16 protein-coding genes are annotated in these 17,497 nt (G+C 71.6%); 6 read left to right on the forward strand and 10 right to left on the reverse strand.

The features are described from left to right. Positions 1–38 precede the first annotated feature (38 nt). Positions 39–1,067, reverse strand: coding sequence for a class II fructose-bisphosphate aldolase (gene fbaA / locus OVA02_RS05830; protein WP_043597847.1), 1,029 nt, complete (start codon positions 1,065–1,067; stop codon positions 39–41). Between the two features lie 111 nt (positions 1,068–1,178). Between fbaA and glpX the strand changes: the two genes are divergently transcribed. Continuing rightward, positions 1,179–2,177: a class II fructose-bisphosphatase gene (gene glpX / locus OVA02_RS05835; protein WP_267659400.1), complete on the forward strand. Its 999-nt coding sequence runs from the start codon at positions 1,179–1,181 to the stop codon at positions 2,175–2,177. Positions 2,178–2,243: 66 nt separating this feature from the next. Here the strand turns inward: glpX and OVA02_RS05840 are convergent, their stop codons facing one another. Next, the gene (locus OVA02_RS05840) at positions 2,244–3,512 is read right to left on the reverse strand and encodes a DNA recombination protein RmuC (protein ID WP_056048778.1); all 1,269 of its coding nucleotides are present in this window, start codon (positions 3,510–3,512) and stop codon (positions 2,244–2,246) included. A gap of 105 nt (positions 3,513–3,617) precedes the next feature. Next, a complete protein-coding gene (locus OVA02_RS05845; protein WP_056048775.1) occupies positions 3,618–4,247 on the reverse strand; it encodes an exonuclease domain-containing protein in 630 nt (209 codons plus the stop codon). A gap of 119 nt (positions 4,248–4,366) precedes the next feature. On the opposite strand from OVA02_RS05845, the gene ychF reads away from it, so the two are divergent. Then, on the forward strand, positions 4,367–5,440 hold the full coding sequence (ychF, locus tag OVA02_RS05850; RefSeq protein WP_043597911.1) for a redox-regulated ATPase YchF: 1,074 nt from the start codon (positions 4,367–4,369) through the stop codon (positions 5,438–5,440). A 42-nt stretch (positions 5,441–5,482) separates the two neighbouring features. Beyond that, a complete protein-coding gene (locus OVA02_RS05855; protein ID WP_056048773.1) occupies positions 5,483–6,670 on the forward strand; it encodes a N(5)-(carboxyethyl)ornithine synthase in 1,188 nt (395 codons plus the stop codon). Positions 6,671–6,705: 35 nt separating this feature from the next. On the opposite strand, the gene OVA02_RS05860 is transcribed toward OVA02_RS05855, so the two are convergent. Next, entirely contained in the window at positions 6,706–7,254 is a 549-nt protein-coding gene (locus OVA02_RS05860) for a TetR/AcrR family transcriptional regulator (protein ID WP_267659401.1), read from the reverse strand. Between the two features lie 53 nt (positions 7,255–7,307). Here OVA02_RS05860 and OVA02_RS05865 point away from each other — a divergent pair, with 53 nt between their 5' ends. After that, entirely contained in the window at positions 7,308–8,021 is a 714-nt protein-coding gene (locus OVA02_RS05865) for an MBL fold metallo-hydrolase (protein WP_056048769.1), read from the forward strand. Positions 8,022–8,072: 51 nt separating this feature from the next. Here OVA02_RS05865 and OVA02_RS05870 read toward each other — a convergent pair whose 3' ends face one another. From OVA02_RS05870 to mobA, 5 genes are read right to left on the reverse strand one after another with little or no spacing between them, the layout of a single operon-like run. Continuing rightward, positions 8,073–10,385 carry an FdhF/YdeP family oxidoreductase gene (locus OVA02_RS05870; protein WP_173152821.1) on the reverse strand — a complete coding sequence of 771 codons (2,313 nt, stop codon included), beginning with the start codon at positions 10,383–10,385 and terminating at the stop codon, positions 8,073–8,075. Beyond that, complete coding sequence (gene fdhD / locus OVA02_RS05875) at positions 10,382–11,389, reverse strand: formate dehydrogenase accessory sulfurtransferase FdhD (protein ID WP_192122763.1); 1,008 nt, start codon at positions 11,387–11,389, stop codon at positions 10,382–10,384. The genes OVA02_RS05870 and fdhD overlap by 4 nt, the downstream gene beginning before the upstream one ends. A 53-nt stretch (positions 11,390–11,442) precedes the next feature. Further along, positions 11,443–12,615 (reverse strand): molybdopterin molybdotransferase MoeA, encoded by a 1,173-nt coding sequence (locus OVA02_RS05880; RefSeq protein ID WP_267659402.1) that lies wholly within the window; start codon positions 12,613–12,615, stop codon positions 11,443–11,445. Continuing rightward, on the reverse strand, positions 12,612–12,869 hold the full coding sequence (locus OVA02_RS05885) for a DUF6457 domain-containing protein (RefSeq protein ID WP_158612919.1): 258 nt from the start codon (positions 12,867–12,869) through the stop codon (positions 12,612–12,614). Before OVA02_RS05885 ends, OVA02_RS05880 begins: the two co-directional genes overlap by 4 nt. A 9-nt stretch (positions 12,870–12,878) precedes the next feature. Next, on the reverse strand, positions 12,879–13,499 hold the full coding sequence (gene mobA, locus OVA02_RS05890) for a molybdenum cofactor guanylyltransferase (protein WP_267659403.1): 621 nt from the start codon (positions 13,497–13,499) through the stop codon (positions 12,879–12,881). A 187-nt stretch (positions 13,500–13,686) separates the two neighbouring features. Here mobA and OVA02_RS05895 point away from each other — a divergent pair, with 187 nt between their 5' ends. Continuing rightward, a complete protein-coding gene (locus tag OVA02_RS05895; RefSeq protein ID WP_123571577.1) occupies positions 13,687–14,394 on the forward strand; it encodes a hypothetical protein in 708 nt (235 codons plus the stop codon). Between the two features lie 70 nt (positions 14,395–14,464). Here the strand turns inward: OVA02_RS05895 and OVA02_RS05900 are convergent, their stop codons facing one another. After that, on the reverse strand, positions 14,465–15,445 hold the full coding sequence (locus OVA02_RS05900) for a bifunctional methionine sulfoxide reductase B/A protein (RefSeq protein ID WP_082460582.1): 981 nt from the start codon (positions 15,443–15,445) through the stop codon (positions 14,465–14,467). A 123-nt stretch (positions 15,446–15,568) separates the two neighbouring features. On the opposite strand from OVA02_RS05900, the gene OVA02_RS05905 reads away from it, so the two are divergent. Continuing rightward, a complete protein-coding gene (locus OVA02_RS05905) occupies positions 15,569–17,440 on the forward strand; it encodes an ABC-F family ATP-binding cassette domain-containing protein (protein ID WP_267659404.1) in 1,872 nt (623 codons plus the stop codon). Positions 17,441–17,497: the final 57 nt, after the last annotated feature.

The raw sequence follows: 17,497 nt of genomic DNA on the forward strand, positions 1-17,497 counted from the left end.
TCGCTCGGGGGCTTCGTCGTGCGACCAGGAGGCGCGGGTCAGCTCGCCGACTGACCGTACGACCCGAGCTGCTTCGTCGCCTCGACGACGCGGGCGGCCATGGCGCTCTCGGCGACCTTGCCCCAGGCGCGGGGGTCGTACTGCTTCTTGTTGCCGACCTCGCCGTCGACCTTGAGGAACCCGTCGTAGTTCTTCAACACGGTGTCGGCGATGGACCGGCTGAAGGCGTACTGCGTGTCGGTGTCGAGGTTCATCTTGACGACGCCGTTCGAGACGGCCTCGGCGATCTCGGCGTCGGACGACCCCGAACCACCGTGGAAGACGAGTTCGAGGGGCTTCGCGGCGGTGCCGAACTTCTCCTGGATGCCCTGCTGGATCTCGCCGAGCAGTTCGGGACGCAGCTTGACGTTGCCCGGCTTGTACACGCCGTGCACGTTGCCGAAGGTGAGGGCGGCGATGTAGCGGCCGTGTTCGCCGAGGCCGAGCGCCTCGACCACGCGGGTGACGTCGCCCACCGTGGTGTAGAGCGCGTCGTTGGTGCCTTCGTGCTGCACGCCGTCTTCTTCGCCGCCGACGACGCCGATCTCGACCTCGAGGATGGCGTTGATGGCCTTGGTGCGCTTCAGCACGTCCTGCGCGATCGAGATGTTCTCGTCGAGCGGGACGGCCGAGCCGTCCCACATGTGCGACTGGAACAGCGGGTTGCGACCGGCCCGGACCTCTTCTTCGGAGGCGGCGATGAGCGGGAGCACGAAGCCGTCGAGGGCGTCCTTCGGGCAGTGGTCGGTGTGGAGGGCGACGGTCACCGGGTAGTTCTTCGCGACCTCGGTCGCGAACTTGGCGAAGGCGATGGCGCCCGCGGCGCGGTTCTTGACGGTGTGGCCGGCGAAGTAGTCGGCGCCGCCGGTGGTGACCTGGATGATGCCGTCGCTGCCCGCCTCGGTCAGGCCCTGCAGCACGGAGTTGATCGTCTGCGACGACGAGACGTTGACGGCGGGGTAGGCGAAGCCCTTGTTCTTCGCCTTGTCGAGCATCTCGGCGTACTGCTCGGGGGTTGCGACGGGCATTGAATCTCCTTCGATCACGGCTGGTGGCTCATCCACCCTAGTCAGCGCACGTCTGTTCGTCCTGGTCGTCGGAGCCCGGTCGGGAGGCGCGGCGCGGGTAAGATCCGGAGCATGGCTGACACGGATTCCGGAACCCTCTACTCGCACCCCGACCGCAACCTCGGCATGGAACTGGTCCGGGCCACCGAGGCGGCCGCGATCCGTTCGGCGCCGTTCATCGGCAAGGGCGACAAGAACGCCGCCGACAAGGCCGCGGTCGACGCCATGCGCAAGTTCTTGGGCACGGTGGCGTTCGACGGCGTGGTCGTGATCGGCGAGGGCGAGAAGGACGAAGCCCCGATGCTCTTCAACGGCGAGCACGTGGGCAACGGCTTCGGCCCGGCCTGCGACATCGCCGTCGACCCCATCGACGGCACGAGCCTCACCGCGGCGGGACGCATGAACGCCCTCTCGGTGATCGCCGTCAGCGACCGCGGCAGCATGTACGACCCCGGCGCCGTCTTCTACATGGACAAGATCGTCACGGGCCCCGAGGGCCGCGGCATCATCGACCTCGACCGTCCCATCGGCGAGAACATCACCGCCCTGGCCGCCGCCAAGGGCATCGCCGTCGAGGACATGCAGATCGCCGTCCTCGACCGTCCCCGTCACGCCGACCTCATCGCCGAGATCCGGGCCGTGGGCGCGTCGACCCGCCTGCTCCTCGACGGTGACGTCGCCGGTGGCATCAACGCCGCCCGTCCCGACTCCCGCATCGACATGTGCGTCGGTGTCGGTGGCACGCCCGAGGGCATCATCACGGCCTGCGCGGTCAAGGCCCTCGACGGCCTGATCCTCGCCCGCCTCGCCCCGAAGGACGACGCCGAGCGCCAGAAGGCGATCGACGCCGGTCACGACCTCGACCGCGTCCTCGACCAGGACGACCTCGTCACGGGCGACAACGCGTACTTCGTCGCCACGGGTGTCACCGACGGTGCACTCGTCGCGGGCGTCACGCGCAAGCAGGGCATGATCCGCACGTCGAGCATCGTGCTGCGCTCGCACTCGGGCACCATCCGCCGGGTCGAGGCCGACCACCTCGTCTCGAAGTGGTACGGCGAGAAGGCCTGATCGGCGCGACACCCACCTGACACGACGAACGCCCGGCCTCGGCCGGGCGTTCGTCGTGTCGGGGGGTCACTCGTGGTCGGTGCTGCCCTCGACGAGGGCCGACGCGAGCTCGGGGGCGGTGAGTTCTCGGGGAGACTCCTCGACGATCGTCGGGGTCGCGAGGACCTTGGACTCGTCGAGCATGCTGAGCCGGCGGGCCGACGGGAGGACCGTCCGCTCGAGCGACCCGACGAACCGGTTGTAGTCCGTGACGCCGGCGCGTAGCGACCGGCCGAGCTTGTCGACGTGGCCGGCCATGGTCGACAGCCGACCGTAGAGTTCGCGGCTGAGGTCGAAGAGCTCTTTCGCCTCGGCGGTGACGACGTCCTGTTGCCAGCTGAAGGCGACGGTCTTGAGCACCGACCAGAGGGTCACGGGCGAGGCGAGGGCGACGCGCTTCTGGAAGGCGTAGTCCATCAGGGCCGGGTCGGCCTCGAGGGCGGACGACACGAGCGACTCGCTCGGGATGAACGCGATGACCAGCTCGGGCGAGGACTCGAGTCCGGCCCAGTACGTCTTGCCCGCCAGGGCGTCGACGTGGGCCCGCAGCGCCTTGACGTGCTGCCGGACCAGCTGGTCGCGTCGTGCGCCCTCGTCGCCCGTGGCGGATGCGGGGATGGCGCTGGCCTCGAGGTAGGCGGAGAACGGCACCTTGGCGTCGACCGCGATGTTCTTGCCGCCGGGGAGGTGCACCACCATGTCGGGGCGACCGGAGCCGGCGTCCGACGAGATCGACGTCTGCACGTCGAAGTCGACGCGCTCGACGAGACCCGCGGCCTGCACGACGTTGCGCAACTGGGTCTCGCCCCACACGCCGCGGGTGCTGTTCGACTTCAGCGCGGAGGCGAGCGACTCGGCCGTCCCGCGGAGCCGTTCACCCGATTCGGCGGCGGTGCGGAGCTGCTCGCTGAGGGCGCCGTACTGGAGGGTGCGTTCGGCTTCGAGCTCGGCCACCTTCTGCTGGACGGCCTGCAGGCTCTCGGCCACAGGGCTGAGCGCGACGAGCACCTGACCGTCGGTGCGTGCCCTCTCGGCCTCGGCGATGCGGACGTCGCGGAGGCGGTCCTGGAACTCGCGGAGGCGGTCTTCTTGCTGCGCGATCTGTCGACGGTACTGGTCGTCCTGACCGTCGAGGCGCTCACGAGTGGCATCGGCCACGGCGCGGGCTGCGGCGAGGTCGGACGACAGGCGTGCCGTCGCCTCCGCGGCGCGGGTACGAGCGACGAGTGCTCCGACGGCGACGCCGAGGACGAGACCGAGCAGCAGGGCGAGGAACAGCGCGAGCGGAAGGGGCATGGCGGAAGTGTGGCAGCGGCCACCGACACCGGTCGGGAGTCGACGCGGTGGGGTCGGGAGAGACCGACGCGCCCCGGGGGCGTCGGACTGGCGTGAGGGAGGCGCCTAGCCGAAGGCCATCGGGCGTCGGTCGGCCCGGGGCACGGCGGGCGCCGTCGGCGCCCCGGCCGGCTGCAGCACCTTCACCTTGACCGACGCGATCGTCGCGAGTTCGGACAGGTCGGAGGCGCCGTGGAACAGTGCGGCGTGGGCGACGATGGCCGCACAGGCCTCGGCGTCGGCGAGGGCGTCGTGGTGGGAGAAGGCGTCGAATCCGGCGGCCGTCGCGGCGACCGGCAGTCGGTACGAGTCGAGCGAGTAGGTCTTGCGGGCGACCTGCAGGCTGCAGAGGTACGACCACGGGGGAGGGGTGAGCCCGGTCGCTGCGCAGGCGGCCTTGATGACGCCCATGTCGAAGCCGGCGTTGTGGGCGACGAAGACGTCGTCGCCGGCGAAGTCGGCGAGCAGCTCGAACTGTTCGGCCCAGCCGAAGGCGCCGACGACGTCGTTCGCGACGATGCCGTGGATGCGGGTGTTCCACTCGGAGAACTCGTCGTGCCCGGTGGGTGGCTGGATCAACCAGCCGACCTTGTCGACGACGACGCCGTCGCGGACCTTGACGAGGCCGACGGAGCAGGCACTGGCGCTGCTCGAGTTAGCGGTCTCGAAGTCGATCGCGGTGAAGTCGATGGGCATTGACTCATGCTCTCACGCGCCTCCGACACCGCCTCCCCAGGCGCGGTGGGGGACCGTTCCGTCCACAGCGGACGCGGTTCCGACGGCACGGCTCGGCAGGCCCGGTACGCTTGACCCTCGTGGCTCTCACTATCGCGATCGTCGGACTGCCCAACGTCGGCAAGTCCACCCTGTTCAACGCCCTGACCAAGAACCAGGTGCTGGCGGCGAACTATCCGTTCGCGACCATCGAGCCCAACGTGGGCATCGTCAACCTGCCCGACCCGCGCCTCCAGGTGTTGGCCGGTCTCTTCGGCAGCGAGAAGATCCTGCCCGCGCCGGTGTCGTTCGTCGACATCGCCGGCATCGTCAAGGGGGCGAGCGAGGGCGAGGGGCTCGGCAACAAGTTCCTGGCGAACATCCGCGAGGCCGACGCCATCGCCGAGGTCGTGCGCGGCTTCGACGACCCCGACGTCGTGCACGTCGACGGCAAGGTCGACCCCGAGAGCGACATGGGCACGATCAACACCGAGCTGATCCTCGCAGACCTCGAGACGGTCGAGAAGGCGCTCGTCCGGTACGAGAAAGAGCTGCGGCTGAAGCGCGTCGAGCCGATCGTGCACGAGACGGCCGTCGCCGCCAAGGAGGCGCTCGAGCGAGGCGAGGCGCTCTCGGCCACGAGCATCGACCTCGAGCCGATCCGCGAACTCGGGTTGCTCACCGCGAAGCCCTTCATCTACGTCTTCAACGTCGACGAGGCCGTCCTCACCGACGAGGCGCGCAAGGCCGAACTGCAGGCCCTGGTCTCGCCGGCCGAGGCGATCTTCCTCGACGCGCAGGTCGAGTCCGAGCTGATCGGCCTCGACGACGAGGACGCCGCCGAGCTGCTCGCGTCGCTCGGGCAGGACGAGTCCGGTCTCGACCAGCTCGCCCGCATCGGCTTCGAGACGCTCGGGCTGCAGACCTACCTGACGGCCGGCCCGAAAGAGACCCGCGCCTGGACGATCGGCAAGGGCTGGAAGGCCCCGCAGGCCGCCGGGGTCATCCACACCGACTTCGAGAAGGGCTTCATCAAGGCCGAGGTCATCTCGTTCGACGACCTGGTCGAGACCGGCTCCATCGCCGAGGCCCGCTCGGCCGGCAAGGCCCGCATCGAGGGCAAGGAATACGTCATGCAGGACGGCGACGTGGTGGAGTTCCGCTTCAACAACTGACCCTCCGGCTCGGGGGCGAGCGCCACTCATCTACTCTCAAGCATGAGCCAAACGGATTCCCCGCCCACCGGCACCACCTCCGGCGCCCCCGCACTGCTGCGCCTCGGCGTCCTGGCCACCTCGCGCAAGCCCGACGAGCGGCGCCTGCCGATCCACCCCGCCCACCTCGACCGCATCGACGCCGACCTGCGGGCGAACATGACCCTTGAGCGCGGCTACGGCCTGCGCTTCGGCATCCCCGACGCCGACCTCGAGCCCCTCGTGGCGATGGCCGACCGCGAGCAGATCGTCGCGGACAGCGACGTCGTCCTGCTGCCCAAGCCCCAGGCCGCCGACCTCGAGGGCCTGCGCGACGGTCAGACCCTCTGGGGCTGGCCGCACTGCGTCCAGGACCGCGAGATCACCCAGCTCGCCATCGACAAACGGCTCACCCTCATCGCGTGGGAGGCCATGAACCACTGGCAGTCCGACGGCGGCTACGGCCTGCACGTCTTCCACAAGAACAACGAGCTCGCCGGCTACTGCTCGGTGCTGCACGCCCTCCAGCTCTGCGGCTCGACCGGCGACTACGGCCGTCGCCTCAGCGCCGTCGTCATCGGCTTCGGCGCCACCGCCCGCGGCGCCGTCACGGCCCTCAACGCCCACGGCATCCACGACGTGCGCGTCCTGACGAACCGCAACATCGCCGCCGTCGGGTCGCCGATCCCGTCGGTCGACATCTTCCAGTTCGAACACGACCCCGAGACGCCCGGCGCCAGCACCGTGAACACCCCCGACGGGCCGGTCGCCCTCGCTCCGTTCCTCGCCGCAGCCGACATCGTCGTCAACTGCACCCTCCAGGACCCGAACGCCCCGCTCACCTACCTGCGCGAGACCGACCTCGACGCCTTCCGCCCCGGCAGCCTCATCGTCGACGTCTCGGTGGACGAAGGCATGGGCTTCGACTGGGCCCGCGCCACGACGTTCGCCGAACCGCTCGTCACGGTGGGCGCCACCACGAACTACTACGCCGTCGACCACAGCCCGTCGCTCCTCTGGAATTCCACGACGTGGGAGATCAGCGAAGCCCTCCTCCCCTTCCTCCGCACCGTCATGGAGGGGCCGACCTCGTGGGCGGCGTCCGACACGATCCGCCGCGCCGTCGAGATCGCGGAGGGGCGGGTCGAGAACGAGGCGATCCTCGAGTTCCAGCACCGCGCCTCCTCGTACCCGCACGCACCGCTCGACTGAGCAGAGCGCCAGGCCGGGCGGTCGCGGGGGACGGATCAGACCGCAGGAGGCGCGGCGAGGGCCGCGAGGACGCGCTCGGCCCCGAAGTCCCACGCCCCGTCGACGTCGCCGCCCAGCTGGAAGCCGCCGTTGAGCTCCATGATGACGAAGCCCGCCACCCACGCCGTGAGCGTGCGGGCGGCGTCGAGGGCCCGCTCCGGCCCGACGAGCTGCTCGCCGACCCGGAGGGCGGCGGCGCTCGCCGCGGCGCCGAACTCGCGTCGCGCGGTGGGGACGCCGGGCCCGGGCGTCATGACCAGCTGGAACGCGGCCGGGCGCTCGTGCCCGAACGTGCGGAAGGCGTCGAGCACCTCGCGAGCGGACCCCGCCCCGTCGAGCCGCGCGGCCAGGTCGGTGAGGGTGGCCTCCGCGACCGACCGAAGCACCGCCTCCCGGTTCTCGACCCTCTTGTAGAGCGAGGGCGCACGCACGCCGACCCGTGCCGCGACCGCGGCCATCGTGAGGCCGGACGGGCCGTCGGCCTCGAGCAACTCGCGCGCGGCGAACAGGATGGCGTCGGGTGAGGTGCGGTCGGGTGTGGGCATCCGTCGAGTATAGCTATTGACAATAGCCATGATGGCTAACTACCGTAGCCATCATGGAACTCGCCCCCTCCCTCCACCGCATCGGCAACGACATCGTCGCCGCGTACCTCGTCGTCACGCCCGAGGGCGTGACCGTGATCGACGCCGGTCTGCCCGGCCTCTGGTCCGAACTCGTCTCCGAGCTGGCCGCCGTCGGACGCACCCCCGACAACGTGAAGGGCGTCGTCCTCACCCACGGTGACTCCGACCACGTCGGCTTCGCCGAGCGGCTGCGTCGCGAACACGGGGTGCCCGTGTACGTCCACGCCGCCGACGCCTCGCGGGCGAAGGGCGGCCCGAAGCCGGGGAACGGCATGCCGCCCATGAAGCTCGGCCCCCTGCTGGGGTTCGCCGGCTACAGCCTGCGCAAGGGCGGGGCGAGGACCGCGTGGCTCACCGAGGTCGTCGAGGTGCACGGGGGCGAGACGCTCGACCTGCCGGGTGCGCCTCGGATCATCCCGATGCCCGGGCACTCCGAGGGCAGCATCGCCGTCTTCGTCCCGAGCGTCGACGCCGTCTTCGTGGGCGACGCCCTGACCACGCGCCACGTGACGACCGGGCACGTCGGGCCCGCCCCGGCTCCGTTCACCGACGAGCCCGAGCAGGCCCTCGCCTCGCTCGACGCCCTGCTCGGGACCGGTGCGACCTGGGTGCTGCCGGGCCACGGCGCTCCCTGGGACGGTGGCGTGGCCGCGGCCGTCACCGCCGTCCGCGCCGCCGCCCGCTGACCCGACCGAGCCGGCTCGGACGGCGCCGCCCGGCGACGGGCCGACCCGGGGTCAGACCCCGACCGGCACCGCCGCCGGCGTCACCCGCACCAGCACGGCCTTCGACACCGGGGTGTTGCTGCCGATCGACGCGCTGTCGAGCGGCACGAGCACGTTCGCCTCGGGGAAGTACGCGGCGGCGCACCCGCGGGCCGTGGGGTAGGCGACGATGCGGTAGTCGCGGAGCACCCGCTCGACGTCGTCGGTCCAGACCGTCGACACGTCGACCTTCTGGCCGTCGGTCAGCCCGAGGTCGTCGAGGTCGAGCGGGTTGACGAAGACCACGTGCCGACCCTTCTTGATGCCGCGGTAGCGGTCGTTGAGGCTGTAGATCGTGGTGTTGTACTGGTCGTGCGAGCGCAGGGTCTGCAGCAGCAGCGTCCCCTCGGGGCGTTCGACGTGCTCGAGGTCGTTGACCGTGATCATCGCCTTGCCGACCTTCGTCGCGAAGGTCCGCGAGTCGCGCGGCCCGTTCGGCAGCACGAAGCCGTCACGGCTGCGAACCCGCTCGCTGTAGCGCTCGAAGCCCGGCACGACCCGGCTGATGTGGTCGCGCAGCGTGTCGTAGTCGTCCTCGAAGCCCTTCCAGTCGATCTCGAGGTCGGCCCGGTCGCCGAGCGTCGCCCGCGCCAGGCGACTGACGATGGCGACCTCGCTGAGCAGGTCGGGCGCGACCGGCGGCACCTGGCCGTGGCTGCCGTGCACCGAGCACACGGTGTCCTCGACCGAGACGAACTGCGGCCCGGCCTCCTGCACGTCGATCTCGGTGCGGCCGAGCGTCGGCAGGATGAGCGCCTCGGCGCCGACCACGGCGTGCGAGCGGTTCAGCTTCGTCGACACCTGGACGGTCATGTCGGTCCCGCGCATCGCGGCCTCGGCGAGCTGGGTGTCCGAGATCGCGGCCACGAGGTTGCCGCCCATGCCCATCCAGAACTTGATGCGCCCCTCCTGCATGGCCTTGATGCCCTTGAGGGCGTCGACGCCGTGCTCGCGCGGCGGGTCGAAGCGGAACTCCTTCTGCAGGGCGTCGAGGAACTCGTCCGAGACCTGCTCCCAGATGCCCATCGTGCGGTCGCCCTGCACGTTGCTGTGCCCGCGGATCGGCGAGGCGCCGGCACCCGGCTTGCCGATGTTGCCGCGCAGCAGCAGCAGGTTGATGATCTCCTTGATGGTGTCGACGGCCTTGCGGTGCTGCGTGATGCCCATCGCCCAGGTGATGATCACGCGGTCCGAGGCCAGGTAGCGGTCGGCCAGCTCGTCGATCTCGGCCCTGTCGAGCCCGGTCGCCAGCAGCACCTCGTCGTCGTCGACCTGCGCGATGTGTTCGCGGAAGGCCTCGAGCCCGACGGTGTGCTCGGCCAGGAACTCGTGGTCGAGCACCGTGCCGGGGGCGGCGTCCTCGGCCTCGAGGACGCGCTTGGCGACGGCCTGCAGCAGCGCCATGTCGCCACCGAGCCGGATCTGCAGGAACTGGTCGGCGATCTCCGTGCCGCGACCCGCGACGCCGCGCGGCAGCTGCGGGTTCTTGTAGCGACGCAGGCCGGCCTCGGGCAGCGGGTTGACCGCCACGATCTTCGCGCCCTTGAGCTTGGCGTCCTCGAGGGCCGTCAGCATGCGCGGGTGGTTGGTGCCCGGGTTCTGCCCGAGGATGACGATCAGGTCGGCCTGCTCGAAGTCGTCGTAGGCGATGGTCGACTTGCCGATGCCGACCACCTCGGCCATGGCGAGGCTCGTCGACTCGTGGCACATGTTCGAGCAGTCGGGCAGGTTGTTCGTGCCGAAGGCGCGCACGAACAGCTGGTACGCGAAGGCCGCCTCGTTCGAGGTGCGGCCCGAGGTGTAGAACGACGCCTCGTCCGGGCTGTCGAGAGACCTCAGCTTGTCGCCGACGATGCGGAACGCCTCGTCCCACGACACCTCGCGGTAGTGGTCGCTGCCGGCGGGCTTGTGCACGGGCTTGGTGAGGCGGCCCTGCATGCCGAGCCAGTACTCGGTCTTGTCGAGCAGGTCGGTCACCGAGTGCTCGGCCCAGAACGTGTCGGGCACGAGCACCGGGTTGGCCTCCCAGGTGACCGCCTTGGCGCCGTTCTCGCAGAACTCGGCGACCTTGCGGTGGTTCGGGTCGGGCCAGGCGCAGCTCATGCAGTCGAAGCCGTCCTTCTGGTTCAGCGACGTCATGAGCTTGACGGTGCGGGCAAGCCCGAGCTGCTTGATGGCCGGGTCCATCGAGTGCAGCACGCCGGGCACGCCGGCGGCCCACTCGCGCGGGGGGCCGACCTCGATGTCGGCGTCGGTCACGTCGGAGACGGGGGGTTTCTCGGTCACGGTCTGGTTCCGATCGTCAGGGGGACGGGCGAGGAGGCGCGCGTCGCGCCGCCGGGGGAGTCGAGGGCGTCGGCGTCATCGGCGTCGGCGGATTCGCGGGATGAGGAGGCGCGGGTCGCGTCGCCGGCGTCGCGCGAGCGGGCCGACGGCTCGGTCCCGTCGGGCTCGCCGAGCCGGTCCGGTCGCGAGTAGACGACCATCGACCGGCCGCGGAGGAACCCCACGATCGTGACGCCCAGCTCGGTCGCGAGGTCGACGGCGAGCGACGACGGTGCCGACACGGCGGCGAGCACCGGGATGCCGGCCATCGACGCCTTCTGCGTGAGCTCGAACGAGGCGCGACCCGAGACCATCAGGACGGTCCCGCCCAACGGCAGCCGCGCCTCCTTGACGGCCCAGCCGACGACCTTGTCGACGGCGTTGTGCCGACCGACGTCCTCGCGCAGGACGAGCAGCTCGCCCGTGCGGCCGTCGAAGAGTGCAGCGGCGTGGAGCCCGCCGGTCTTCTCGAACACGTCCTGGCCCTCGCGCAGGCGGTCGGGGAAGGTGGCGAGCAGGGCGGGGTCGACGACGAGGGGGTCGTGCCGCACGTCGTGCTGCGACGTCGTGCGGACGGCGTCGATCGAGGCCTTGCCGCACAGCCCGCACGAGCTGGTCGTGTAGAACGCCCGCTCGAGGCTCGGGTCGGGCGCCGGCACCCCGGGCGCGAGCGTGACGTCGAGCACGTTGTACGTGTTGAGCCCCTCGGCGGTGGCCCCGGCGCAGTACCGGGCGGCGAAGAACTCGTCACCGGTCGAGATGACGGCCTCGGACACGAGGAACCCCGCGGCCAGGTCGAAGTCGTGACCGGGTGTGCGCATGGTGATGGCGAGCGACGTGCCGCCGACGCGGATCTCGAGGGGTTCCTCGACCGCGAGGGTGTCCATGGTCTTGCGGACGCCCGCGCTGCCGTCGTCACCGACCGTGATGCGGGTCACCGGTTTGCGGGACGTGATGCGTGCCATGGGTCAGGTCTACCCCTCGAACCCCGGAATCGAAAGCCGGCGGGGTCCGCGCCTCACCACGGGAGGCCGAGCGAGGGGACGACGTCGCCCGCCCGCGCCCCGCCCTCGGGCACGACGAGCAGCCCGTCGGCGTCGGCCAGGCCGCGCAGCATCGCCGACGACTGGCGCTCGGTCGGCACGGCTCCGTCCGGGGTCGCCCGGTACGCCTGCACGAGCGCACCGGGGCGGGGGTGGGCCACGTCGACGGCGAGCGTGACGGACCCGGGAGGCGCGGGTCGCCTCCCGAGGAGGCCGTCCACCACCGCGGTCCCCACGACCACGAGCCCCACGTAGGCGGCCATCGGGTTGCCGGGCAGGCACAGGTAGACCGTGTCGCCGCGGCGCGCCACGACCAGGGGCTGCCCCGGCCGCATCGCGAGACCGTCGACGACGAGCTCGGCGCCCAGCCGGTCGAGGGCGGCGCGGACGTGGTCGGTCGGGCCGTGCGCGGTGCCGCCGGTCGTCACCACGAGGCGACGGTCCGGGCGGTCGAGGGCGGCGGTCGTCGCGTCGAGGTCGTCGGCCACCCGCGTCGTGGTCGCGGACGCCGTGCCGAGGGAGCCGAGGAGGCGCGGCACCGGCACCGAGAACACGTCGCGGACCGTGCCGCGCTCGGGCACGCCCTCGGCCACGACCTCGTCGCCGAGCACGGCCAGGGCCACCGTCGGGCGGGTCACCACGGGCACGGCGTCGTGCCCGCCGAGGGCCAGCACGGCGACGCGGGGCGGGGTGAGGAGCGTGCCCGCGGTGATCAGGGCGTCGCCGCGGTCGATCTCTTCTCCGGCCCGCCGGACGTGCGGCGGACGGCGGGGGTCGTCGTCGGCCGTCAGGACGCCGTCGGCCACGTGCCCGGACTCCGAGCGCAGCACCCGGTCCGTCCCGTCCGGGACGACGGCGCCCGTGGTGACCGGTCGCGCGACCCCGGTCGGCAGCGAGCCGTCGTCGTCGGCGACCCGGCCCGCGACGATCGACGGGCCGAGTCGCCAGGGGCCCTCGCCGGCGACCGCCCAGCCGTCCATCGCCGAGACGTCGGAGCCGGGCACGCGCGCGAGGCTCGTGGCGTCCCGGGCCAGCGTGCGACCGACCGCGTCGGCGAGCAGGACGGTCTCGAGGTCGCGGGGCAGGGCCCGGGCGGCGTCGGACGCCTCGGCGCGGGCCACCCGCCAGTCGGCCCGCCGGACCGTCACGCCGGGTCGGCCGTGGCCAGCGCGGTGGCGGTCGCGGTCGCCCGGTCCAGCTCGGCCTGCGATCCGCCGGCGAGCCCCGCGGCGTAGCCGACGAGGAACGTCGTCAGCGGGGCGGCCGGGCGGGCGACGCCGTGCGCCGCGTCGCGGGCGAGGTCGAGCACCACGGGGACGTCGACCACGAAGTCGTCGGGCAGGCCCAGGGCCCGGACGAGTCGTGCGGCCCAGGCGTCGAGTTCGGCAGGTGTGTCGGTCATGGTCGACACTCAACCAGTCGCGTCGGCCTCGCGCCGGACGACACCCAGGCGGTCGGCGTCGGCGACGGTGTCGACGTCGGCGCAGAGCGCGTCGGGCACGGGGACCTCGAGCAGGTCGAGCCCGTCGAGCAGACGGCGGAGCGACAGGCCCTCGAGGGGGCCGTCGGCCCGCAGTCCTCCGAGTCGCGTCCGCAGGGCGTCGGTCCGGTAGAGAGCGAGCAGCGGCTGACGTCGCCCGCCCGAGTCGACGGCGAGCCGACCGTCCCGGTGTTCGTCGTCCGCGGCGCCGCCGGCGAGGAGGGCCGCCACGGCCTCGGGCGCCCGCGGCAGGTCGCAGGCCAGCACGAGTGCCCACGGTGCCGGGTCGACGACGACGGCGAGACCGGCCGCGAGGGCGGCGACCGGCCCGGACCAGGCGGGCTCCTCACGGGTCAGCAGGGCTCGGGCGGGCGGCACCCGACCGTCGCGCAGGCCGACCACGACGAGGGTCCGGGCTCCGGTCGCCGCCTGGACGGCCCGGTCGAGGAGCGTCGCGTCGCCACTCGTGAAGCCGGTCTTGTCGGCACCGTGCACCCGGGAGGCGCGACCCCCGGCGAGCAGGACGGCGTCGAACCCGGCGTCCCCGGTCATGCCCTGCCTCCCGCGTCCACGCCGCGAGCCTAGACCTGCCCTCGACCGGCGTCCTCGGGGCGAGGCCCATCCCGGAGGATGATCCGATGTCGTCCTCGGAGCCGAGGCTTCCTCGCGTCGTCGTCGTTAGGCTGGAGAGATCAGCCGACAGACCGGTCCGGCATCGGCCTCCTAGGGGGAGACGACCATGAAGCGTTCCGTGAACACCGCCCTCGTCGGTCTTGCACTGGCCGGACTGCTGGCCGGTTGCGCGCCGGCGACGGGTGGAGCGGGCGCGTCGACGTCCGGTCCGACCGCCCCGGCGACCGACGTCGCCGCCTCGCCCGAGGCCACCGCGACCCCGTCGGAGACCCCGACGGCGACTCCGTCGCAGACCCCGACGACGCGGCCCGTGTCGATCCCGACGGACTGCACCGACCTGGTGGACGCCGCGACCTACGCCGCCACGATGGGCGACGCCCCCCTCAACGACCCCGCCTACTTCGGTCAGCCGATGGGACAGGTCGCTCCCACGGCACCCGGCGCCGACGCCGACCTGAGGGACGTCGTGGCGTCCGCCCAGGTGCTCCGCTGTGGCTGGGCCGACGTGCGGGCCGACGTCACGGGCCTCTTCGCCGACGTCAGCACGGTGGACGCCGCGACGGCCGCGGCGTATCCCGCCTGGCTCGCCGAGGGACGCGAACCCACCTCGGTCTTCTGGCTCGACGGCGTGGTCTACGACTGCTCCGAGGCGTACGGCGGCTCGCTCTGCCAGTACGTCACGACCCACCCGATGTACGGCGTCGACATGGCGGACACCGTGCTGGTGCGCGACGACGTCGTCGTCACGGTGTCGCAACGGAATTTCCCGACCGACGACCTCATGGGATCGATCGTCACGCGCCTCTGGGGCTGAGGAGCGACCGGACGCCAGGAGGCGCGGTGCCGGTCGAACCGGCACCGCGCCTCCTAGGGTCCGACGGGCGTCAGCCCGCGGCGACCTGCTGGTCGCGCTTCGGCAGCACCCAGCCCGGACGGACGAAGTGGCAGGTGTAGCCGTAGGGGTCCTTCTCGAGGTAGTCCTGGTGCTCTTCTTCGGCCTCCCAGAAGTCGCCGGCCGGGGTGACCTCGGTGACCACCTTGCCGGGCCAGAGGCCGGACGCGTCGACGTCGGCGATGGTGTCGAGGGCCGTCGCGCGCTGCTCGTCGTCCGCGTAGAAGATCGCCGAGCGGTAGCTGTCGCCGACGTCGTTGCCCTGGCGGTCCTTCGTCGACGGGTCGTGGATCTGGAAGAAGAACTCGAGGATCTCGCGGTACGAGGTCAGACCCGGGTCGAACACGATCTCGACGGCCTCGGCGTGGCCGCGGTGGTTGCGGTACGTCGCGTTCGGCACGCTGCCGCCCGAGTAGCCGACGCGGGTCGAGACGATGCCCGGTCGGCGGCGGAGCAGCTGCTGGGCGCCCCAGAAGCAGCCGCCGGCGAGGATCGCGGTCTCGGTCGTGCCGCTGGGGGCGGGGGTGGATTCGGGGGAGAAGAGCGTCATGTAGGCACCGTATCCTTCGGTTTCGAGTGAGGCGTAGGGGACGAAGCGGAGAGCCGCCGAGTTGATGCAGTACCGCAGCCCGCCGGTCGCGGTGGGTCCGTCGCGGAAGACGTGGCCGAGGTGGCTGTCCCCGGCGGTCGAGCGCACCTCGGTGCGCTTGAAGAACAAGCCCTCGCGCTTCTCGACGACGTGTTCGGCGTCGATGGGTCGCGTGAAGCTCGGCCAGCCGGTGCGGCTGTCGAACTTGTCGACCGAGGCGAACAGGGGCTCGCCCGAGACGACGTCGACGTAGATGCCCGCGTCCTTCGAGTCCCAGAACTCGTTGCGGAAGGCGGGTTCGGTGCCACCGCCCTGGGTCACGCGGCGCTGGGTCGAGGTGAGGCGGGCGACCGCCTCGGGGTCTTTCCGGTACTGGTCCGACATGATGCCTCCTGTTCGTCGGCGTCGGTGCGATCGGATGGGTCGGATGCCCGCGGTCGCCTCGATGCCTCTCACGACAACAACCGCGCGGCGCCGGGTGTTCCGTCGGCCTGCGAGGATCGACGCATGAGCCTGATCCGACTGAACGACGTGACCGTCCGCTTCGACGGCACCCCGGTGGTGCGCGAGGCGTTCTTCCGCCTCGACGAGAAGGAGCGCGTGGGGATCGTCGGTCGCAACGGCAGCGGCAAGTCCACGCTGCTCAAGCTGATGCTCGACCAGGTGCAGCCCGACGAGGGCACGGTCACGCTCGAGCAGGGCGTCCGGGTGGGGTACTTCTCGCAGTTCTCCGAACTCGACGGCACGCAGACCATCGTCGAGGTGCTGACCGGGCTCTTCGCCCACGAGCGGGCGATCGAGGCCGACCTGGCGCAGATCGACGCCGACATCGCCGTGGTCGCGATGGACCCCGACGGCGGGGACGCCCTCGACCAGCTGATCCACCGACAGTCCGAACTGTTCGCCGAGATGGACCGGGTCGACGGCTGGGAGTACCCGCGCCGCATCGACACGGCACTGAGCGTGCTCGGATTCAGCGACGCGCACCGCACCAGCCCGATCGACGACCTCAGCGGTGGTTGGCGCAACCGGGCGGCCCTCGCGAAGATCGTCCTCGAGGACCCCGACGTGCTGCTGCTCGACGAGCCCACGAACTTCCTCGACGTGGCCGGCGTCGAGTGGCTCGAGTCGTGGTTCCGCGACTTCCACGGCGCGGCCGTGGTCGTCTCGCACGACCGCAGCTTCCTCGACGCGGTCGTCACCCGCATCGTCGAGGTCGAGAACTTCCACCTGCACGACTACCCGGGGGACTTCGCCGAGTACGTCGTGCAGAAGCAGTTCCGGCTGAAGAGCCTCGAGCAGCAGTTCGTGCACGAGTCCGAGCTGCTCGCGTTCGAGGCCGAGGGCATCTCGGACCGCCGCGACGCCGCCAAGGCCGCCAAGCGCCAGGACGGCGGCGACCTGCTCAAGCAGCTCGCCAAGGTCAAGAAGTCGCGGGCACCCCGCCCCGTCGACCAGATCATCACCGAGATCTACTCGGGGCTGCACGTCAAGGACGTCCTGTGCCGGGTCGACGGTCTCGGCAAGGCCCGCGACGACCGGACGCTCTTCGACGACCTCACGTTCGAGCTGCGGCGCGGCGACCGCCTGGTGATCACGGGGGCGAACGGCAGCGGCAAGAGCACGCTGCTGCGGGTGCTGACGGGGGAAGAACGTGCCGACGCCGGTCGGGCCGCCTGGGCGGGCGGGGTCAAGGTGGTCTCGTACGACCAGGTGCTGGCCGAGCTCGACGACGACGACACCGTCACGCACTCGGTCAACGCGATGCCCGACAGCCTCGCCCTGACCGCGACGCGGAAGTCGGTCGGGCGGTTCCTCGCGATGTTCCAGTTCAGCGAGGCCGATCTCAAGAAGCGCATCGGCGCGCTCTCCGGTGGGCAGCGGGCCCGCGTCGCGATGGCGCAGTGCCTGCTCTCGGGGGCCTCGGTGCTGCTGCTCGACGAGCCCACCAACCACCTCGACGTGCCGAGCGCCCAGGTCATGGAGCGGGCGCTGCAGCACTTCCCCGGGGCGGTCGTCGTGGTCAGCCACGACCGGTTCTTCGCCGACAAGGTCGCCACGCGGCGTCTGGTCTTCGGCGCGGACGCCGACCGTCCCGAGCGCGTGGTCACACCGCCGCCTGAGCCGCGGGGCGCGGGGCGCGGGTCGGGTCCGCGTGCGACCGGGCTCAGCCCTCGGTCGTCAGCTGCCGGACGACCTCGGCGACGCCCGAGACGACGAGCCCGGACGCACCCCCGTCGAGCGCGGCGCGAGCGGCGTCCAGGTCGGACACGATGTGCCCGAGGACCGGCTTGCCGGTGGCCGTCATCGTCGCCCAGGTCGCGGCCGGGGCGGACCAGTCGAGGCCCAGCAGGCTCCAGCTGTCGGAGGTCCGGGTGAGCAGCTCGGGGTCGTCCGCCAGCTCGTCGGCGTAGTAGTACCCCCAGGTCGCGCACC

The organism is Frigoribacterium sp. SL97, assembly GCF_026625765.1.
GTDB lineage: Bacteria > Actinomycetota > Actinomycetes > Actinomycetales > Microbacteriaceae > Frigoribacterium.

Excerpts from the sequence above, each read along its gene's own strand:
- OVA02_RS05885 (WP_158612919.1), bottom strand. The coding sequence starts at position 12,869 with ATGACCGACACACCTGCCGAACTCGACGCCTGGGCCGCACGACTCGTC.
- OVA02_RS05900 (WP_082460582.1), bottom strand. The coding sequence starts at position 15,445 with ATGTCGGACCAGTACCGGAAAGACCCCGAGGCGGTCGCCCGCCTCACC.
- OVA02_RS05860 (WP_267659401.1), bottom strand. The coding sequence starts at position 7,254 with ATGCCCACACCCGACCGCACCTCACCCGACGCCATCCTGTTCGCCGCG.
- OVA02_RS05855 (WP_056048773.1), top strand. The coding sequence starts at position 5,483 with ATGAGCCAAACGGATTCCCCGCCCACCGGCACCACCTCCGGCGCCCCC.
- OVA02_RS05905 (WP_267659404.1), top strand. The coding sequence starts at position 15,569 with ATGAGCCTGATCCGACTGAACGACGTGACCGTCCGCTTCGACGGCACC.
- fdhD (WP_192122763.1), bottom strand. The coding sequence starts at position 11,389 with ATGGCACGCATCACGTCCCGCAAACCGGTGACCCGCATCACGGTCGGT.
- OVA02_RS05840 (WP_056048778.1), bottom strand. The coding sequence starts at position 3,512 with ATGCCCCTTCCGCTCGCGCTGTTCCTCGCCCTGCTGCTCGGTCTCGTC.
- OVA02_RS05895 (WP_123571577.1), top strand. The coding sequence starts at position 13,687 with ATGAAGCGTTCCGTGAACACCGCCCTCGTCGGTCTTGCACTGGCCGGA.
- fbaA (WP_043597847.1), bottom strand. The coding sequence starts at position 1,067 with ATGCCCGTCGCAACCCCCGAGCAGTACGCCGAGATGCTCGACAAGGCG.
- OVA02_RS05845 (WP_056048775.1), bottom strand. The coding sequence starts at position 4,247 with ATGCCCATCGACTTCACCGCGATCGACTTCGAGACCGCTAACTCGAGC.
- mobA (WP_267659403.1), bottom strand. The coding sequence starts at position 13,499 with ATGACCGGGGACGCCGGGTTCGACGCCGTCCTGCTCGCCGGGGGTCGC.
- glpX (WP_267659400.1), top strand. The coding sequence starts at position 1,179 with ATGGCTGACACGGATTCCGGAACCCTCTACTCGCACCCCGACCGCAAC.
- OVA02_RS05865 (WP_056048769.1), top strand. The coding sequence starts at position 7,308 with ATGGAACTCGCCCCCTCCCTCCACCGCATCGGCAACGACATCGTCGCC.